This window comes from Sulfurovum sp., assembly GCF_015493435.1.
Classification (GTDB): Bacteria; Campylobacterota; Campylobacteria; order Campylobacterales; family Sulfurovaceae; genus Sulfurovum.
This window is the reverse complement of the sequence record NZ_WGDD01000006.1, coordinates 13,086-29,309: the sequence shown is the minus strand read 5'-3', so window position 1 is coordinate 29,309 and position 16,224 is coordinate 13,086. Positions and strand designations below refer to the sequence as shown.

Annotated in this window: 15 protein-coding genes; 6 read left to right on the top strand and 9 right to left on the bottom strand. The window is 46.0% G+C overall.

The window, feature by feature from the left end; genetic code table 11:
* Positions 1-1,589 (bottom strand): 5'-nucleotidase C-terminal domain-containing protein (locus tag F8L24_RS01490; RefSeq protein ID WP_294951126.1); only part of this gene is annotated, 1,589 nt, incomplete at its 3' end.
* Between the two features lie 396 nt (positions 1,590-1,985).
* On the opposite strand from F8L24_RS01490, the gene F8L24_RS01485 reads away from it, so the two are divergent.
* Positions 1,986-2,930, top strand: coding sequence for an AEC family transporter (locus F8L24_RS01485; protein WP_294951125.1), 945 nt, complete (start codon positions 1,986-1,988; stop codon positions 2,928-2,930).
* A 181-nt stretch (positions 2,931-3,111) separates the two neighbouring features.
* Here F8L24_RS01485 and F8L24_RS01480 read toward each other — a convergent pair whose 3' ends face one another.
* The 3 genes from F8L24_RS01480 to ade form a co-directional block, all read right to left on the bottom strand.
* Positions 3,112-3,732: a phosphatase PAP2 family protein gene (locus F8L24_RS01480; RefSeq protein WP_294951124.1), complete on the bottom strand. Its 621-nt coding sequence runs from the start codon at positions 3,730-3,732 to the stop codon at positions 3,112-3,114.
* An 83-nt stretch (positions 3,733-3,815) separates the two neighbouring features.
* Positions 3,816-5,099 (bottom strand): NCS2 family permease, encoded by a 1,284-nt coding sequence (locus tag F8L24_RS01475; RefSeq protein WP_294951123.1) that lies wholly within the window; start codon positions 5,097-5,099, stop codon positions 3,816-3,818.
* Positions 5,099-6,703 carry an adenine deaminase gene (gene ade, locus F8L24_RS01470; protein WP_294951122.1) on the bottom strand — a complete coding sequence of 535 codons (1,605 nt, stop codon included), beginning with the start codon at positions 6,701-6,703 and terminating at the stop codon, positions 5,099-5,101. The genes F8L24_RS01475 and ade overlap by 1 nt, the downstream gene beginning before the upstream one ends.
* 66 nt (positions 6,704-6,769) lie before the next feature.
* Here ade and F8L24_RS01465 point away from each other — a divergent pair, with 66 nt between their 5' ends.
* A complete protein-coding gene (locus F8L24_RS01465) occupies positions 6,770-7,123 on the top strand; it encodes a thioredoxin domain-containing protein (protein ID WP_294951121.1) in 354 nt (117 codons plus the stop codon).
* A gap of 201 nt (positions 7,124-7,324) precedes the next feature.
* On the opposite strand, the gene F8L24_RS01460 is transcribed toward F8L24_RS01465, so the two are convergent.
* The 3 genes from F8L24_RS01460 to F8L24_RS01450 all read right to left on the bottom strand — a co-directional run bounded on the left by F8L24_RS01460 (position 7,325) and on the right by F8L24_RS01450 (position 10,903).
* The gene (locus F8L24_RS01460) at positions 7,325-8,392 is read right to left on the bottom strand and encodes a DUF1214 domain-containing protein (RefSeq protein WP_294951120.1); all 1,068 of its coding nucleotides are present in this window, start codon (positions 8,390-8,392) and stop codon (positions 7,325-7,327) included.
* Between the two features lie 11 nt (positions 8,393-8,403).
* Positions 8,404-9,807 carry a DUF1254 domain-containing protein gene (locus F8L24_RS01455; protein ID WP_294951119.1) on the bottom strand — a complete coding sequence of 468 codons (1,404 nt, stop codon included), beginning with the start codon at positions 9,805-9,807 and terminating at the stop codon, positions 8,404-8,406.
* Positions 9,808-9,955: 148 nt separating this feature from the next.
* A complete protein-coding gene (locus F8L24_RS01450) occupies positions 9,956-10,903 on the bottom strand; it encodes a response regulator transcription factor (protein ID WP_294951118.1) in 948 nt (315 codons plus the stop codon).
* A 251-nt stretch (positions 10,904-11,154) separates the two neighbouring features.
* Here F8L24_RS01450 and F8L24_RS01445 point away from each other — a divergent pair, with 251 nt between their 5' ends.
* Genes F8L24_RS01445 through F8L24_RS01435 form a run of 3 tightly spaced genes read left to right on the top strand, consistent with a single transcriptional unit; the run spans position 11,155 to position 12,585 of the window.
* Positions 11,155-11,781 (top strand): AI-2E family transporter, encoded by a 627-nt coding sequence (locus F8L24_RS01445; RefSeq protein WP_294951117.1) that lies wholly within the window; start codon positions 11,155-11,157, stop codon positions 11,779-11,781.
* Positions 11,769-12,092: a hypothetical protein gene (locus tag F8L24_RS01440; protein WP_294951116.1), complete on the top strand. Its 324-nt coding sequence runs from the start codon at positions 11,769-11,771 to the stop codon at positions 12,090-12,092. Before F8L24_RS01445 ends, F8L24_RS01440 begins: the two co-directional genes overlap by 13 nt.
* 10 nt (positions 12,093-12,102) lie before the next feature.
* Entirely contained in the window at positions 12,103-12,585 is a 483-nt protein-coding gene (locus F8L24_RS01435; protein WP_294951115.1) for a hypothetical protein, read from the top strand.
* A 229-nt stretch (positions 12,586-12,814) separates the two neighbouring features.
* Here the strand turns inward: F8L24_RS01435 and F8L24_RS01430 are convergent, their stop codons facing one another.
* Positions 12,815-14,695: a TRAP transporter large permease subunit gene (locus F8L24_RS01430; protein WP_365937949.1), complete on the bottom strand. Its 1,881-nt coding sequence runs from the start codon at positions 14,693-14,695 to the stop codon at positions 12,815-12,817.
* 123 nt (positions 14,696-14,818) lie between these two features.
* Positions 14,819-15,607 carry a hypothetical protein gene (locus F8L24_RS01420; RefSeq protein ID WP_294951114.1) on the bottom strand — a complete coding sequence of 263 codons (789 nt, stop codon included), beginning with the start codon at positions 15,605-15,607 and terminating at the stop codon, positions 14,819-14,821.
* 56 nt (positions 15,608-15,663) lie between these two features.
* On the opposite strand from F8L24_RS01420, the gene F8L24_RS01415 reads away from it, so the two are divergent.
* Complete coding sequence (locus tag F8L24_RS01415) at positions 15,664-16,113, top strand: META domain-containing protein (protein WP_294951113.1); 450 nt, start codon at positions 15,664-15,666, stop codon at positions 16,111-16,113.
* Positions 16,114-16,224 lie beyond the last annotated feature (111 nt).

The window sequence follows — 16,224 nt, the reverse complement described above, 5'->3', positions numbered from 1 at the left end:
GGATTCATCACAGTATGTTTTTCCAGATACCCGGCCATGATCGTATAGAATGTCGTATAGGTATTTTTTGGGTTGGTGCCATACTGTTTGAACCAGAAATAGCCGTCACCGGCATGTGTAACAAGGTAGGCATTGGATAAAAGCGTATATTTTTTTTCATCTTCCAGGGGTTTTAGCGTTCCATCCGGCAATACTATCCCTATCTTGCTGACCCGTTCTCCTGCCTGTTCAATGGTCCAAGAACCGTTATCGTTATATTTTATCACCTGTGCCTGCTTGCTGAGATCCATCGTATAATGTATACCCGAAACCTGCATCAAGCCTCCTCTTCCATATGAAGCTGCACTGTGTTCCAGTATCTGACGCAGATATTTTCCTTTGATCTTCATGATGTATACATTGTTTGAGAATTCATCAATCTCATGAAGCATGGTATCGGTAATATCCCCAGGAGGATATACCTTTTTACCCCTGAATGCTCCTGCATTGTTCATCACGATATCTACAGAGAATTTTTGACGCAAAAGGTCATTGATGAGGTCTGCGACATTGGATTCCCTTTTTCTCAGCGCATCTGTGGTCAGATCCCATTCTACAGTGGTTTTTCCCAGAATGACAGTCGCAGGCAGTTGTGCTTTGTAAGTTTCCAACGTTTTCTCAACATCACTGTCTGCGACAATGGGGGCAATGATCGGAATCAAGCTGTATTCTGCTTTATCTTTTCTGATATGATGCTGAGTGTCAAGAGGAAGAAGCAGTTTCACAACATAAGACCCTTGTTCGCCGGCATTGACGATCAGTGTATCGCCTACATGTACCAGTTGCCGGGTATACTCATGGGAGTGGCCGCCAAAGATCACATCGATCCCTTTGACTTTTTGTGCAACCGCCTTGTCCCGATCCAGCCCTATATGGGTAATAGCTACGATAATATCGCAGTGTTCATTCTTGAGTATTTCAACCATTTTTCGGGCTGAGGCGAAATTGTCCGCGGAAAGTTTGACTTTTCCCGGAGTACTGATGAGAGGCAGGTCTTCTGTCATCAGAGAGAAAAAGCCTATGGTTGCACCTTTTGCATAAATGATCTTATAGGGGATACATTTCCCTTCCAGCAAAGTATCTTTGACACTCAGATCGGAACAGATCGTATCAAACGACGCATAGTCCAAGGCATGTGCGAATATCTCTGTACCCTTGTCAAACTCATGGTTTCCCGGTGCATAGAGTGCATACCCGCTTTGACTCATCAGAGAATAGATCGCTTCCCCTTTAAAGGTATGGAAATAACGCCCCATCAGATCATCACCGCTTGAAAGAACAAAAGTACCGAAAGGATTTTCTGATCCGGCCTCTTTTAAAACAGAAGCAATCCTACTGATACCGCCGCCTTCTATCTCCTTTTTAGTTCCATTGATCTCATACTCTTGTACAAATGGCTCCATCAATCCCTGCAAGTCAGCCGTACCGATAATAGTCAGGCTCTCTTTTTGTGAAGTTGCAGAGTTGCATCCGGAAAAAACAATGCTTAGGGAAAACAACAGAAAATATAGAACAAACTCCTGTACCCACTTTACATGAAATCGCTTCATGATTGATCCTTTCAGCTTCTATTCGAAAATCAACATTTATACACTGCACCGATATTCCAGCTTGATATTTTCACATCACCCAAAACCTTCTCATCGCATCCGGCCATATCCTCTAATAGCTGTTTTATTTAGTCGAACATAAATCTATGAATATCGATACACTCTACGTAAAAGCGTAGGTTGTTATATCACTATAGACAACTTCCTGCACTTTTACAGGCTTAACCGGGGCAATATCCCTGCCTCCCATTGCAGATAGTGTGATATTTACAGTATATCCCCATTTTATTTAGGCAGTACTGAAAAGATTATTAACAAAATGGCACTCATTCGATTGCATAATTTGGGATAAAAATATAAGGTTCCCCTTAAAGTAAAGAAAGTTATACTATAACTATGCATACCTATCTACATACTCTCACATCCATTCTTATCGTTGCCTGTGTTATTTTACTCGTTGTTGTGTTACGCAAAAAAAGGATACTCCAACAAGAAAACGGTACACTTTTCTCCCAGCTTGTCACACACGTAACACTTCCCGCACTTATTTTTGATGCGCTTTCAAGGTCTTCTGTCAAATGGCAATATATTCTTCTCTTTTTTTACATTTTTTTATCTGAAATCATTCTACTGATGATTGCATGGATGATTGGCCGGTTATTGAAACTGGAACGAGATCAAATGGGGACTTTTTTGCTGGTATCAGCTTTTGGAAGTTCTGCACTGCTGGGCTACCCTCTTATCGTGGAGCTATTCCCTGGCAATACCGCTGCGCTTACAGAAGCCACCTTTATCTCGGAGCTTGGTGTAGGCTTGCCTCTCTTTACCATTGGTGTGATGATCGCCATGTATTACGGAACTGGGAAACAGACAAAAAATTCTCTATACAGTGGCGCTGCACTTTTTTTCAGTTCCCCTATTTTCATCTCAATTGTACTGGGATTGCTTTGGTCTTTTTCCCCTCTTGGATCTACCGGTATATTGATTACGCCAATGTTTGAAGCCATTCATATTATAGCCAAGGCCAATACCTTTCTTGTAGCCTTGACCGTAGGAGTACTTCTCAATTTCTCATCCATGCGAAATATCATACGGATAGTATTTTTTGTCATTATGATCAAACTTATTTTGGCACCTGTACTTGTCTTTTTCCCTGCAAGCATGATGTCTCTGGAAAACTGGCAGCTTCAGGTTTTACTTCTTGAAGCTGCCATGCCATCAGCCATGCTCAGTGTTGTCCTGGCAAAACAGTATGGTTGTGATGCCAAACTGGCTGCAAAGCTGGTTTTCATTACCCTTGTAGGCAGTCTTTTTACGGTTGCCGTGATGATGAATTTATAAACAGGCACAAAGTAAAAAATGTTAGTTTAACTTCTCTCTTATTCCGCGGCTAAAGCAACAGAATCATTTCCCTTAGGATTGTGAAATAGTACAGCAACACCGCGGTACATTGTGGGCTTGAAGTACTTATCCTGTCCATGCAGATCTTTCCTGAAATATTCACTAAAATCGCCCAGCCCAATCATCCTTCAATCCCATTAAAAAAATAGTTGTACATCCATATAGCAGTCATAATGCCAATAAAGGCTCCAAACAGTACATCACTGGGATAATGTGCAGTAAGAAGGATCCGACTTGCCCCAATCATCAATGCCAAAACGATAAAAAGAGGCATATAGCGTTTAAATAGCAATCCCAAAGCAGTAAAAAAAGAGAATGCTCTTATGGTATGGCCGGAGGGCGAGGAGTTCATCAGCCAATTTGTAGTAAAAAAGTGCAGGCCGTATTTACCATGTTCGAAGAGAAATACGGGTCTGTAGCGCCCAAGCAGGTATTTGAAGCCCTCACCAATCATAATGGCAACAGTCATAGAAATGACGATAAAAAAAAGTTTCTTGGTACTTTGTTTCCGTATGCCCGGATCAGCAATGACAATATAGGCAAAAGCACATAGGAGTGCAAGGCTGACGTAGAGGGATGAGGCCAATACCGAGATCTGTTTCCCGATCAACTCCATTTTTGTACCCGGTATATTATGATGTATCCAGAGATCGATACTTCTGTCGAAAAAAACAAACAATATTACATACAAAACAACTGTCATAAGTATAGTGCAAATGATTTTCACTCTTGTACTTCTCATTAATCCCCCTATTCTATCAAATATTTCTCTTTGTCATAACCGTCTATTACCACAGTAAGCAGTATATGATTAATTTCCTTTGTCTATAAAAAGAAGAAAAGAAGGATACCAATACCAGCCAATACCATCATACCCTTGCTAGTCTCCTTTATCTCATTATTCATTACTTTCACTACTACATATACCAATGCACCAAGCATTAAACCATCTGTGATCGAATAGGTTAACGGCATGCCGATCACTGTAAAGAAAGTGCTGTACTGCATAGCCGGGTCATCGTAATTGATGGCACGCAGTTCGGAAAACATCATAGTTCCTACAAGTATCAGAACCGGATAGATGGCAAAAGAGGGAATGGACTTGAAGAACGGAAGCGCAAAGAGAGGCAAAATGAAAAGCAGTGCTGTAACCAGTGCCGTCAGTCCGGTACGGCCGCCTGCCTCTACACCCGCTGCACTTTCTATAAAAGGTGTAGTACTGGTCACACCGGCGAAACCGCTCAGAAAGGTACCTGCTGCATCCGCCTGAATACTCTTTTCAAGTGCTACGGAGCGGTTCCCTTCAAAAAGACCGGCACGAAGCCCCAGTCCAGTCAGGGTACCCAGCGTATCGAAGATATCAGTAATCAAAAATGTCAAGAGTACAGGAATCATTGACCACTTCAATACTGCTACGATATCCATCTGAAAAAAAAGTGGCGATATAGATGCCGGCATAGAGACAAAAGTTTTAGGCAGTTCTGAAATCCCCAGAATCCATGCCAGACCCGTCGTAACTGCAATGGAGACAATAAATGCACCGCGCACATTTCGAAGCAACAGAAGCAGAGAGAGAAGCAGTGCAAATATCCCCATCAATACAGGAGTCTCCTTCAGATTTCCGAGTGTCACCAGTGTAGCATCACTTTTGACAATGATATGAAGCTGTTCCAGACCGATAAATGAAATGAAAGCACCGATCCCGGCACTGACCGCACGTTTGAAATCCAGAGGCATCGTTTCGACAAGCCAGCGCCGCAAGGGTGTCAGTGTTACAAGGACATACAGCACACTGGAAACAACTTCTACTCCCAGCGCTGTCTGCCACGTCATTCCCATCCCTTTGACAAGGCCGAAAGTAAAGAATGCATTGAGCCCCATCCCGACACTCATGGCTACGGGAGTATTAGACCAGAATACATTGAGAAGTGTCGCGATGATCGTCATAAGCGCCGTTGCTGTCACCAGAGCATCATAAGGCATTCCCGCCTCACTCATGATCGCTGCATTGACCGGGATGATATAGAGCATAGCAAGGAAAGTACTGATCCCGGCTATCACTTCCGTTTTGACATTGGTATCATGCTCCTTGAGTTTGAAAAGATCCATCAATCTATCCTGCAATTATCTATAAAATGGAAACTGCGCCCATCAAAAAGTCCTTTGTCGCTGAGCTTGAGTTCGGGAATGACCAACAGTGCCATAAAAGAGAGTGTCATGAAAGGAGCACTCAGAGGCGAGCAGAATTCTTCTTTCACTCTTTTATCGAGTTTTGCATAGCGTTCTGCCACCTCAAAACCGTCCCGGTCACTCATGAGACCGGCAATGGGAAGGTCCAGTACTTCCGTCTCCTCTTCGGTCACAGCACAGATACCTCCTCTCTTTTCAATGATCGTATTGACTGCCTTGGCAATGAGCGCATCACTGCACCCTACCGCAATGATGTTATGTGAATCATGTGCAACACTGGAAGCGATGGCGCCTTTCTTCAAACCGAAACCGTGCACATAGGCGACTGCCGGTGTGGCATTCTCATAGCGGTTGACGACTGTGATTTTCAATACATCCCCCGCTTTTCCGGAAGAAAAGTCCATGATCTCCTCTTCCGTGATCAAAGAATGGTCGATAGCATGAATAATCTCTGTATGGGCACAGCGTTCCAGGAAAAAATCTTCCGTTTTTTTCACGCTGGTATGAAAACGGTTCGGGGTTTCCACACGGACAGAATCGATCATCGGCTTTTTCCCTTTGGCGATGGTTTTGCCGTCTATGACCGTTTGAAGCACTTTGAACTCCTTCAGGTCCTCCACCACGATGAAGTCGGCCGGGTCCCCTACCCTGAGCATGCCGACTTCGAGGCCGTAATGTTCTACAGGGTTTGCCGAGGCGATCCTCAACACATCGAACAGGTCATAACCCTTGGCAACAGCACGCCTGACATGTCCGTCGATGTGTTCCCTTGCAAGATCATTGGGGTGCCTGTCATCGGAACAGAACATCAGCATCTCCGGATACTCGGCAATGAGCGGGGCAAGGGCTTCGAAATTCCTGGCCGCTGACCCTTCCCGGATGAGTATCTTCATCCCCTTCTGCACTTTTTCCCGCCCCTCTTCATACGTAAAGGCTTCATGGTCCGTCTCGATACCGGCATGGATGTATTTCGTCAGATCATCCCCGCGCAGCCCCGGAGCATGCCCGTCAATGCGCTTGTTCAGGGCTTTGGCCTTTGCGATCTTGGCGAGCATATCGGGATCATCATTGACCACGCCGGGAAAATTCATCACTTCGGAGAGATATTTTATCTGAGGCATTTTCAGGAGGGTCTCCACCTCATCGGGTCCCAGTACCGCACCGCTGGTCTCGAAAGGCGTTGCCGGCACGCAGGGAGAGGCACCGAAATAGAACTTGAACGGTGTCTCTTCACTGTTATTCAGCATATATTCGACACCGGGGATCCCCAGGACATTGGCGATCTCATGCGGGTCGGATACCGTAGCGACCGTCCCGTGGCAGGCGGCAAGACGTGAAAATTCGCTGGGAGGCAGCATGGAACTCTCAATGTGTATGTGCGCATCGATGAATCCAGGCAGTATAAAACTTTCACAACGCGCTTCGATCCGTTCTACCGTATCGATCCGTCCGTCCTTGACCGTCACCTTCGCAGGGAAGATCTCCCGATTGAAAATATCCACATAGTTGCCTGTGATCTCCATGACATCCTCCTTTTTTATCGTAATTATAGCATGTACGGTTAAAGCAAAGGCCGTTATACTGCGTTTATGGAACTTACAGACAAGAATTATGAAACGATCATCAAGAACAATGAACAGCCTGTCTTCATAGACTTCTACTCCCCTACCTGCGGGCCGTGCCAGATGCTGATGCAGCTGATAGACGAAAGACTGGAGAAGTACGGTGAGGAGAATGGTGTGAAAGTGGTCAAGTGTAATGTGTCAAGGAACAGTAAACTGGCGGAAGCGTTCAAAGTACGTTCGGTCCCCTTCACCATCGCGGTCATGCCCGGCGGGAAACTCAAGTACCCGGAACTGGGCCTGAAGAATGAAACCTACTACTTCGAACTGATCGACAAACTGGCAGGAAAAGGATTATTTTTCAGCCGTCTGTTTACCTGACAGCTTATGCCTTTCTCCCAAAAATGAAACCATTTACGTACATCTTTTTCAATCATTGTATTGCCACTTAAAAACTGTTTCCCACAGTAAAGATCAGGGAGGCAAAAATACCAAAATAGAGCGTCACACCACCATCGGAATCTTTCTTGAGATACCGCTACCCATAAATATGGAATGACGCAATATTATCATAGCGCCTCCCTATTTCGCTTCTACAGCAGTCGGGAACTTCCATTTCCCCTCGAGGATCTCTTTATGCGGTCTGTAAAGTCTGACGATGTACTGCCAACCCGGCACGATGGGAATGTAGTTCTCCGCCTTAGGGTCACCGCCAAAGTGGATGGTTGTTGACCCGTCTTTGTTCTTCTTTGCAGTCACATTGTTGAGCGAGTAGCGGTTTAGGTCGTTCTTGACCATGAAGCGGTCTTTGTCGTACACTGTCACCGACCAGAAGCCGTCCACAGGCACATCTTTCGGCACGGTCAGTACATAGGCTGTCTTCCCGTCATTCTTTTGGGGTGTGACAGGCACATAGGTAGAGTCAATCGCCTGAAGACCGCCCCAGCCTACAGCAACACCCATCGCATTCTCAAGGTAGGAACGGTCGCACTTGACACCGAAGTATTTGGAAGAATCGGTAGTGGTGCTTCCGACGACATTGTATGCCTTGCGCAGTTTCATCATCTCCTCTTTATTCCACTCGGGAAGACCGCTCAGGTCACCTTTGTCTTTCTGGATGACCTTCACGGCATCCTGAAGCGCATGGGCCTTTTTCATATCCGCTTCATCGTTGGGATTTGCAAAAGTACGGATGGCGAACATCACATAGCGTGTACCGATCTCTTTTTCAGTGAAGGTCCACTTACCTGGTGCATAATATGCAGGGTAGATATCGTGATCCTGACTGACCAGCATCAGCGATATATAGCGTCCGTTCGTCTCAGGCATCTCGATGGTCAGTTCTGACTTGGAGAGGTCAAATACGCCAAAAGAGTAAATGGTATCACGGTTACCGCTGTGTGTGACCTGTTTGTCAACATTGTAGGGTTTTCGGCTGTGGGTGAACTTGCCAAAAGCATCATAGACCTTTGCATAATCCTTGAACTGCACATCCGTCTCCGCACGCACATAGTTAAAGGCATCCACTGTCGGTGCCTGATGGTCCCATTCCGGGGCGTAGTATTTTTTGTCACACTCGGCGCCGTAGAGCGTACTGCCTGCCAGAAGTACCGATGCCACAAGGCTTAGTGTTGTCTGTTTTATCGTCATCATTTTCTCCTTTACTTGACTTCTTCGAGATAAGGCGGCTGCCATTTGCCGTCGATCGCCACCTGTTTTGGGCCGTACATACGTATGACGAGGCTGATGACCCCTTTAGCGCTGCTTGGCAGCCAGTTTGACTCCTTCTCTTTGCCCGGCGAAGTATTTTGGATATAGATATCTACCGAACCGTCGGCGTTGAACTTCAAATTGTCACGGTCGCCTATCGCGTAACGATTCATCGGGTTGTCTATGGGGAAACCGTCTTTATCGTAGATCGTAACGGACCAGAAAGCATCCACCGGCGGCTCTTTGTCGAAGTGGATGACATACTTTTTGTCTCCCGTAGGGACCTTGCCGTTCTTATCGGTGACATTGAGCGGATAGAATGCCCAATAGTAGGGGTTCGCACCGAGTCCGTAGAATGCGGTCGTCGCCCTTTGGAGGTAGTCGATACCGTAGACACCGACACTTTTGGTCAGTATCTGCCATCCGTTGACGATGCTGCCGAGTCTCGATGCGTATTCGCGCATGACATCGTGACTCTTTGCAGTGGCTCTCTCAAGTGCCGCTTTGACCTCCTTGGGAAGTTTGTCGTAATAGAACCCATCAGGCGTCAAGCCGATACGTTTCATACGGTCGAGTCTGACCTGGTCCGTCGCATGCGGCGGATTTGTTTTCATAAGCTTCATCGCCATCGTAAAGAAGGTTTTGGCATCCATCTTTTCTACCTGTTTCACCGGCGGCGTGACGTCATCTACACTTTTGTCTTTTTTGAAGACGGGTTTAAAAGGCTTGCCCGCTGTAAAATAGCTCAATGGCGTGAGTTTGTAACCGTCCTGAATCTTGTGGATATAGTCGTAATCTTTCGGACCGTTGGTCTGTGTACGGCCGATGATCCAGAACATCGGTGTCGTCGCATCGATACGCTCGACCCCTTTGGGAAGTTCACCTTTCCACTCCGGCATACAGAGCGCGTAGTTCCCCGCCTTGGTGCCGTTGGCATAGGTACCTACCACAGCGAAGGTGTCCGTCCACATATCGTACATCGGCAGCATAAAGAAACGGTCTTTGACCTCCGGTACGCTGAGGATGACAGGCTCTTTGCTTACATCGACCCATGCCAGTGAGTAGAGAGTGTCAAAGTTGGGGCGCACCACCTCGCGGAATTTCGCATTGGGGAAAGTGCGGATATGTGTAAACTGCATCATCGGACCGCGGTTTGGGTTCTCACCCAAAGGCATGTTGGTCATCTGCTTACGCGTCACCTCCATCAGTACCAGCGGGTAGGTATAGATATAGCTTTGCAATGCAATACGGTCGAGCTCCTCTTTCTCAAGTGCAGAAGAGGCATTGAGCTGCAATGATGCAGCAAACAGTGTCACAAGTACGCCTGTAAACATTCGTTTTATTATTTTTATCATCACTAAAACTCCTTTCATTTTTATGATCTAACACTATTATTATAGTGCAAAATATACGATACGGTTATCAGAAAAACGAAAGATGAAGGTAGTGATTCTAAAAAATTTTAAGATCCAGATCGATCAGGGAGTCTGTTGTTATCACAAATTAATTGCTACTTTTAAGTGTCTCCATAGGTGATTCTCCAAAGAGTTTTTTGTATTCGGAAGCGAAGTGTCCCATGTGAAAAAAGGCGTATTTCAGTGCAATGTCGGAGACTTTTGTCACCCGCGGGTCGGCAAGCTTTAGCTCATCGCGAATGGCATAGAGGCGTAGTACCTGCAGGTAATTCTTGGGTGTCATGCCAAGGTTATGTTTGAAGGTATACTCCAGCGTTCGCTGACTCACCCCGAGATGTTTGGCCATGTCACTCAGCCTGAGGTCAAGGTCAAGACTGTGTTCCAGCAACCCTCTGGCCTCTTTGAGAATGCGGTTCTCGCTTCCTATCTTTTGCCCATTGACAGTAATGAAAGCAAAGAGGGTATGCAGGATTTCCTGTTCGATCTGTTCGTAGTCCTCTGGCAGCAGATACTCTTTGTTATGTGTCAGGAAATAATCTATCCAGAACTGAAGAAAGTCAAGGAAAACGCTTTCCTTCTGAGGTTCAAGCAGCAGTCTCTTTTTAACGGTACCTTCAAAATCCATACCGTAGTAGTCGATAAAGACTTTATAAAAATAATCTTCATCAATGGCAATGGTAAAGGTAATATTGCGCCCGCTGATGACCAGATCCAGCTCTTCATCGCGGGTCAGAACCAGCAGTTCATTCCGGTCAAATTTTCTGTTTCGGTAGTTGATCACCCCTTTGGTCTGGTTATAGGTGATCACCACACTCTTTTGGGGGCAGACACCCCGTACCATGAAGGCAGCATTGTAGTAGGTCGAACCAAACTGGATATGCGGTGTATGAAAACCCATAACCTGCATGAGCAGTCTGTTGCGCTTTTCCGTCTGCCTGACTTCGGCATCCCACCCTACCGAGTAGGCCACCGCCTCTTCACAGCCGAGAACAGGAGATTTGACAACAAGACCACTGTGAAAAAGCGTGTTTTCCATTTAATTACCGCCCGAATTGACTGAAACATACCACTATTAATAACAGTCTATTTTTTTCTCTGCACTTTTGGAATTTATTTCGTTTTAACGCTAATGAGATCTCAAACCTTATGCTATAATAACCAAAATAACTTTATTGTAGGGGCAAGAAATGGACATCAATACCGATAAAATAAATGAAATGCTCAACGACCTCAAACAGCTTAAGCACTCCTACGGCAAGATCAAAGACATCGTCACTGACTAACCTTATGGATAAACAGAGAAGAGAAGGGATATGGCCCATCAATCAGATCTTTCTACTGACAGCAACCATGCTCATCAGCATCTTTCTGCTCAAAGCGGCTTCAGAGATCATCGTTCCCTTTCTTATCGCCGTAGCCATTGCGATCGTACTGGCCCCGCTTTTCACGCGGCTTGAATCCAGGCACATCCCCAAGCCGATATCACTGGTCGCGGTCATTCTGCTGACGCTGATCCCCATTGTTCTGCTTGGAGGCTGTGTCGTTGATGAAGCCAAAAGCTTTGCTGCGAACTATCCGACCATCAAAGCCAACTTTATGGGGAGTTTGCAGGCATTCTTTGCCCAACTCGGCCACTATGGCATACATATCGACGAGACAAGAGTGAATGCCGTCCTTGAGGGAAGCAATATCTCGGATATTCTCAAAAACCTTGCCACTCAGGCCAAGGAACAGTTTTCCAACCTCTTCCTCATCTTTTTCATGGTGGCGTTCATGCTGATGGAATCAACCTACTTTTACGACAAGATGATGAAGATCGCCAAGGACTACCGTGTTGACAGCACCGTATGGATCGCACTGCTGCTCAGTGATTACAAAAAAGAAGAAAAAAGGAGAATAACATGGCAAAAATGACTATGCACCAGGAGCTCGAAATGCTCCGCAAGGAAGTGGAAGAACTGCGCAAAGAGAAAGAAGAACAGGAAAAGAGAGAAAAAGAGGAAGCACTCAAGGCTGAAAAAGCCAGAAAAGAGGAGCAAAAGGAAGCAGAGGAGAAAGCCAAAGAGATCATGGAAAGCATCGAAGAGGGAACAACTGATGCAAAAGAGGTCTTCAACGATCTGCTGCAGACTATCAGAAAAGACTATGAGAACCTTTCGCCGACTTCGGCCATCGTACTCTTTGCCCTGGGCGCCGCATTCGGGCATGCCCTCTCATCAAAATAAAGGAACAATCATGAGTGAAGATTTCAACACAAAAATGAAACTGCTGATCAAAAGCGAAAAGGCAATGCTGCGCCTCGAAATACGAAAAAAGAGCCGCCAGACTTTCTGGATAGCCCTGGCACTGCTGGCCGTGCTGGTCACGTTGGTGCTCCTTAACGTTACTGTCTACCTCTATCTAGCCCAGACATATACACCGCTTGTCTCGGCGGCTGTTCTGGCAGGCATAAACTTTGCGGTCGCCCTTCTCTTTCTCTTTGTCTCCACACGCCAGGAGAATGCGGCAGAAGCCAAAGCTATCGAAGATATCCGCAATTTTGCATGGGAGCAGCTCTCTTCCGATATTGACGATGTCAAACAGGGGGTCAGCGACTTCAAAGAGAGTGCCATCAAGGTCAAAAAAAGTGTCGATTCCTTCACCAGCGGTACAGCCTTCGGACTCAATAAAGTCATGCCGGTCATTACGACACTGATCGAACTGAACAGGAAAAAGTAATATTATGAAAACCTCAGGGAGGGCAATACTTCTCTGGCTGACATCGGATTACCTGGCCGTATCAGTCAGTTTCCTGTCAAGGTCAAGACTGTCACTCGGCAGTTCTTTTGCCTTTTGAGCAAAGGGTTCTCCCTGCGGGACATATTGCTATCAACCATAGTAAGCCCAAAGAACATGCGGGTAATTTCTTTCCCAATCTTCGTAAAATCGGCCCAAAAAAATAACTATTTTACTTTCCAAAGAGGTAAATCAAATCAGGAAAGAGTACGATGATCCCCAGTGCCAACACTTGAAGAAGAATAAACGGCAAGACTCCTCTATAGATATCACCCGTACTCACTTTATCGCCCGCTGCTCCTTTAAGATAAAAAAGTGCAAACCCGAACGGCGGTGTCAGGAACGAAGCCTGAAGATTCATGGCAATGAGAATAGCGAACCAGACAGGGTCTATGCCAAAAGATGCTACGATCGGTACCAAAATCGGCACGACCACAAATGCGATCTCAATGAAGTCAATGAAAAAACCAAGCAGGAATATCACCAGCATCGCAATGAGAATAAAACTCCATTTGTCGCCAAGGTCTCCCGTAAAAAAGGTCAGGGCCATGTCACCGCCGCCCAGTTCGTTGAATACCAGAGAAAATGCTGTCGCCCCGATGAGGATCATAAAAATCATTGCAGTAAGTTTGACAGTTTCTATAGCGGCATAGCGTATAAGTGCCCTATCGAGTACCTTGTTCGCTGCTGCCAGTATCATGGCACCCAGCACACCAATAGCTGCAGATTCTGTCGGTGACGCGATACCCGCAAAAATACTTCCTAACACTGCACCTATGAGGAAGAGCGGCGGGATGATCGCTTTGACTGCCGAACGCACTACTTCACCGTAGGATTTATCTGTAATGATCGCCGGTGCCGCTTCTTTTTTCAAAAAAGAAAAAATAAGAATATACACGATGTAGAGTATGATCAGCAGTAACCCGGGAACCACTGCTGCTTTAAAAAGATCACCCACACTCAGGTGCATCTGGTCACCCAGCACAATGAGTACAATGGAAGGCGGGATGAGCTGCCCCAGTGTTCCGCTCGCAGCAATACTGCCGCTTGCCAATGCCGGAGAATACCCCTGTTTAAGCATCAAGGGCAGTGCAATAAGCCCCATCATCACTACCGAAGCTCCGACGATGCCTGTACTTGCCGCCAGTATCGCCCCCACAAGAACCACCGAGATCGCCAGCCCGCCGCGTACGGAACCAAAAAGCTGTCCCATTGAATGCAGCAGCTCTTCCGCCATTTTCGACTTTTCCAGTATCAGTCCCATCAGAATGAACAGCGGTACCGCCATCAGTGTGACATTACCCATGATCCCGTAGGTACGGTACGGCAGCATTTCCAGCACATGCAGCCCTACTTCATCGGAGATCAGTGCAAAGAAAAGCGCTACACCTGCAAAAACAAAGGCTACCTGAAAACCGAGCATAAGCAGGAAGAGTGCCAAAGCAAACATGAGAAAGACCGGATCGAACCAGAAAGCCATGCGGTTGTACCATGCCGCATAGATCAGCCCGCCAAGCAGTACGAGGACTGTTAAAACACGCCATAAACGTTTTTTGGATTCCAGCCGGTGGTAGGCTTTCAGTATTTCGCTCACAGCCTGCAGAATCAGCAGGATAAAACCGAGCACCAATACCGCTTTGATGATCCACCGGTTCGTCAATCCACCGGGATCGGAAGAGACTTCATGCTGCACATAGCTCTGCCAGGTCATATCAAAGGCATCATTGAGAAATATCAATGAAAAAGGGATCACCAGCAGGAGCATAGAGACGACCTGAACGATCGCCTTTGTATCCTGTCCGTAACGTTCATAAAAAATGTCGACTCTGACATGTTTATCATGTTTCAGTGCATAGGAGAGTCCCAGAAGAAAAACCATATCAAACAGGTGCCATTCCATTTCCTGCAGCGCAATGGATCCGGAAGAAAACAGATAGCGCATACCTGCGTCGTAAGCCACCAACAAAGAGAGTGCAACTACCAGAACGGCTGCAAGCAAACCTGCGTATTTGGAAATTCGGTCAAGATAATAGGAAAATTGAAATTCTTGCATAGTTTATATCATTCTGCATTCTAAAGCAAGTTTCCCGCTACAGAACACAGTGCTTCACCTTTCGCATTGTAGTTAAAATATCCAGTAAAAGAATTTATTATAGCATTAGGTTACTTTACTGCTTCAGTAGGTATCCAAACGTACGTTCCAACCTTTGCGCCAGCGTTCTTCTCCACGTGCAGGAGGTGAATTTTTGATACGACGGTCAAGCATTGCTTTGGCCGAGTCTGCAAAGGCTTTGTACTTGTCGGAGTTCTTCTCATCGAAATGTTCCAGTACTTGCAGCAGTCCCCATCCCTTTCCTTTATAGCGTTCGCTTTTGAGTGTGCCTTCGCCTTTAAAATTGGTGTAGTCAAGCAGAATGTAGAGCCCCCTTTCATCGATCTTTCCGTTCTTTTTGTAGAGCATATGATTGAATCGGCGTTTTATCATGGCCGCTTTTTTAGGATCGTTTATCGTACCTGTCATCTGGGGGAGTGCCTGCCTGAGACGTTCTGCCATGAACTCCGCCTGTTGCGGCATAGTCCGTTTGAGAAATGAGAAGAGTTCCCTGTACTGTTTCGTCTTGTTCTTTTTGGCGGCAAAGAACTCTGCCTTTGTCTGCCAGGGAAAATCGGTCTCTGCATTCAGCCATTTTGGCATCTTCACACCTTTTTGCTGCATGAACGCCACCACCATAGGGAACACTTCACGGAACCGTTCCGTATGCCCTTTGGGGAACCAGATGAAATGACCTATACCCACCGAAGCGAAATCCTCTCCCTTGTTCCACCAAACCAGGTACTTGTCCTTACCCGCTCCTTCATTCTGCCATACCTTTTGGGCGATGTAGTTCGCCTGTCTTGTACTCAAGTCTATTTCTGCCGAGAAGAGTGTCACACTCAGTAAAATGCCTAAAAAAATTGTTTTCATACATTCTCCGTTAATTGATCTTTATTATACTATCGAAAAAAAAAGGATATGTGCCTATGATCTGCAAAAAACTGCTTTTTACTGCTTTGACATCATCATTTCTTTTCGGTGCTGCGAACGCTGTTTCCCTCAGCAGTCTTGACGGAAGCTGGATCCTCCGTACGATGGACGGCCACCAGGTATCGTCGGCAAGAGCCATACTCGACTTCAACTCCAAGCACAAAAAGATAGACGGATACGACGGATGCAACCGCATCGAAGGCAAACTCGCCCTGCATACGAACAATATCTATTCCTCAAAACTCAAAACCTACCGCTACGAATGCAGAAACTCCACCAAACGCTTTGTCAGCGCACGCCTGCACACAGCCATCGCGGAAGGATTCACCATCCAAAAGGCCAAAATGCAGGGAGAAAAAGGCATACTGCTTCAGAGCCCCCATCATAAGCTTTTCTTTAAAAAACTCGGCGGCAATTTCATTACCGACTATTTCAAAATACCATAAGAAGAGGATCACTCAAAAAAAATAGAAGAAAAATTTGTCTAAGTTTGCGTGAAAATAACGGAAAATCAAAAAACGCTTTCATGTAAGTTTGCTGTAGATTTGGTCGAACGG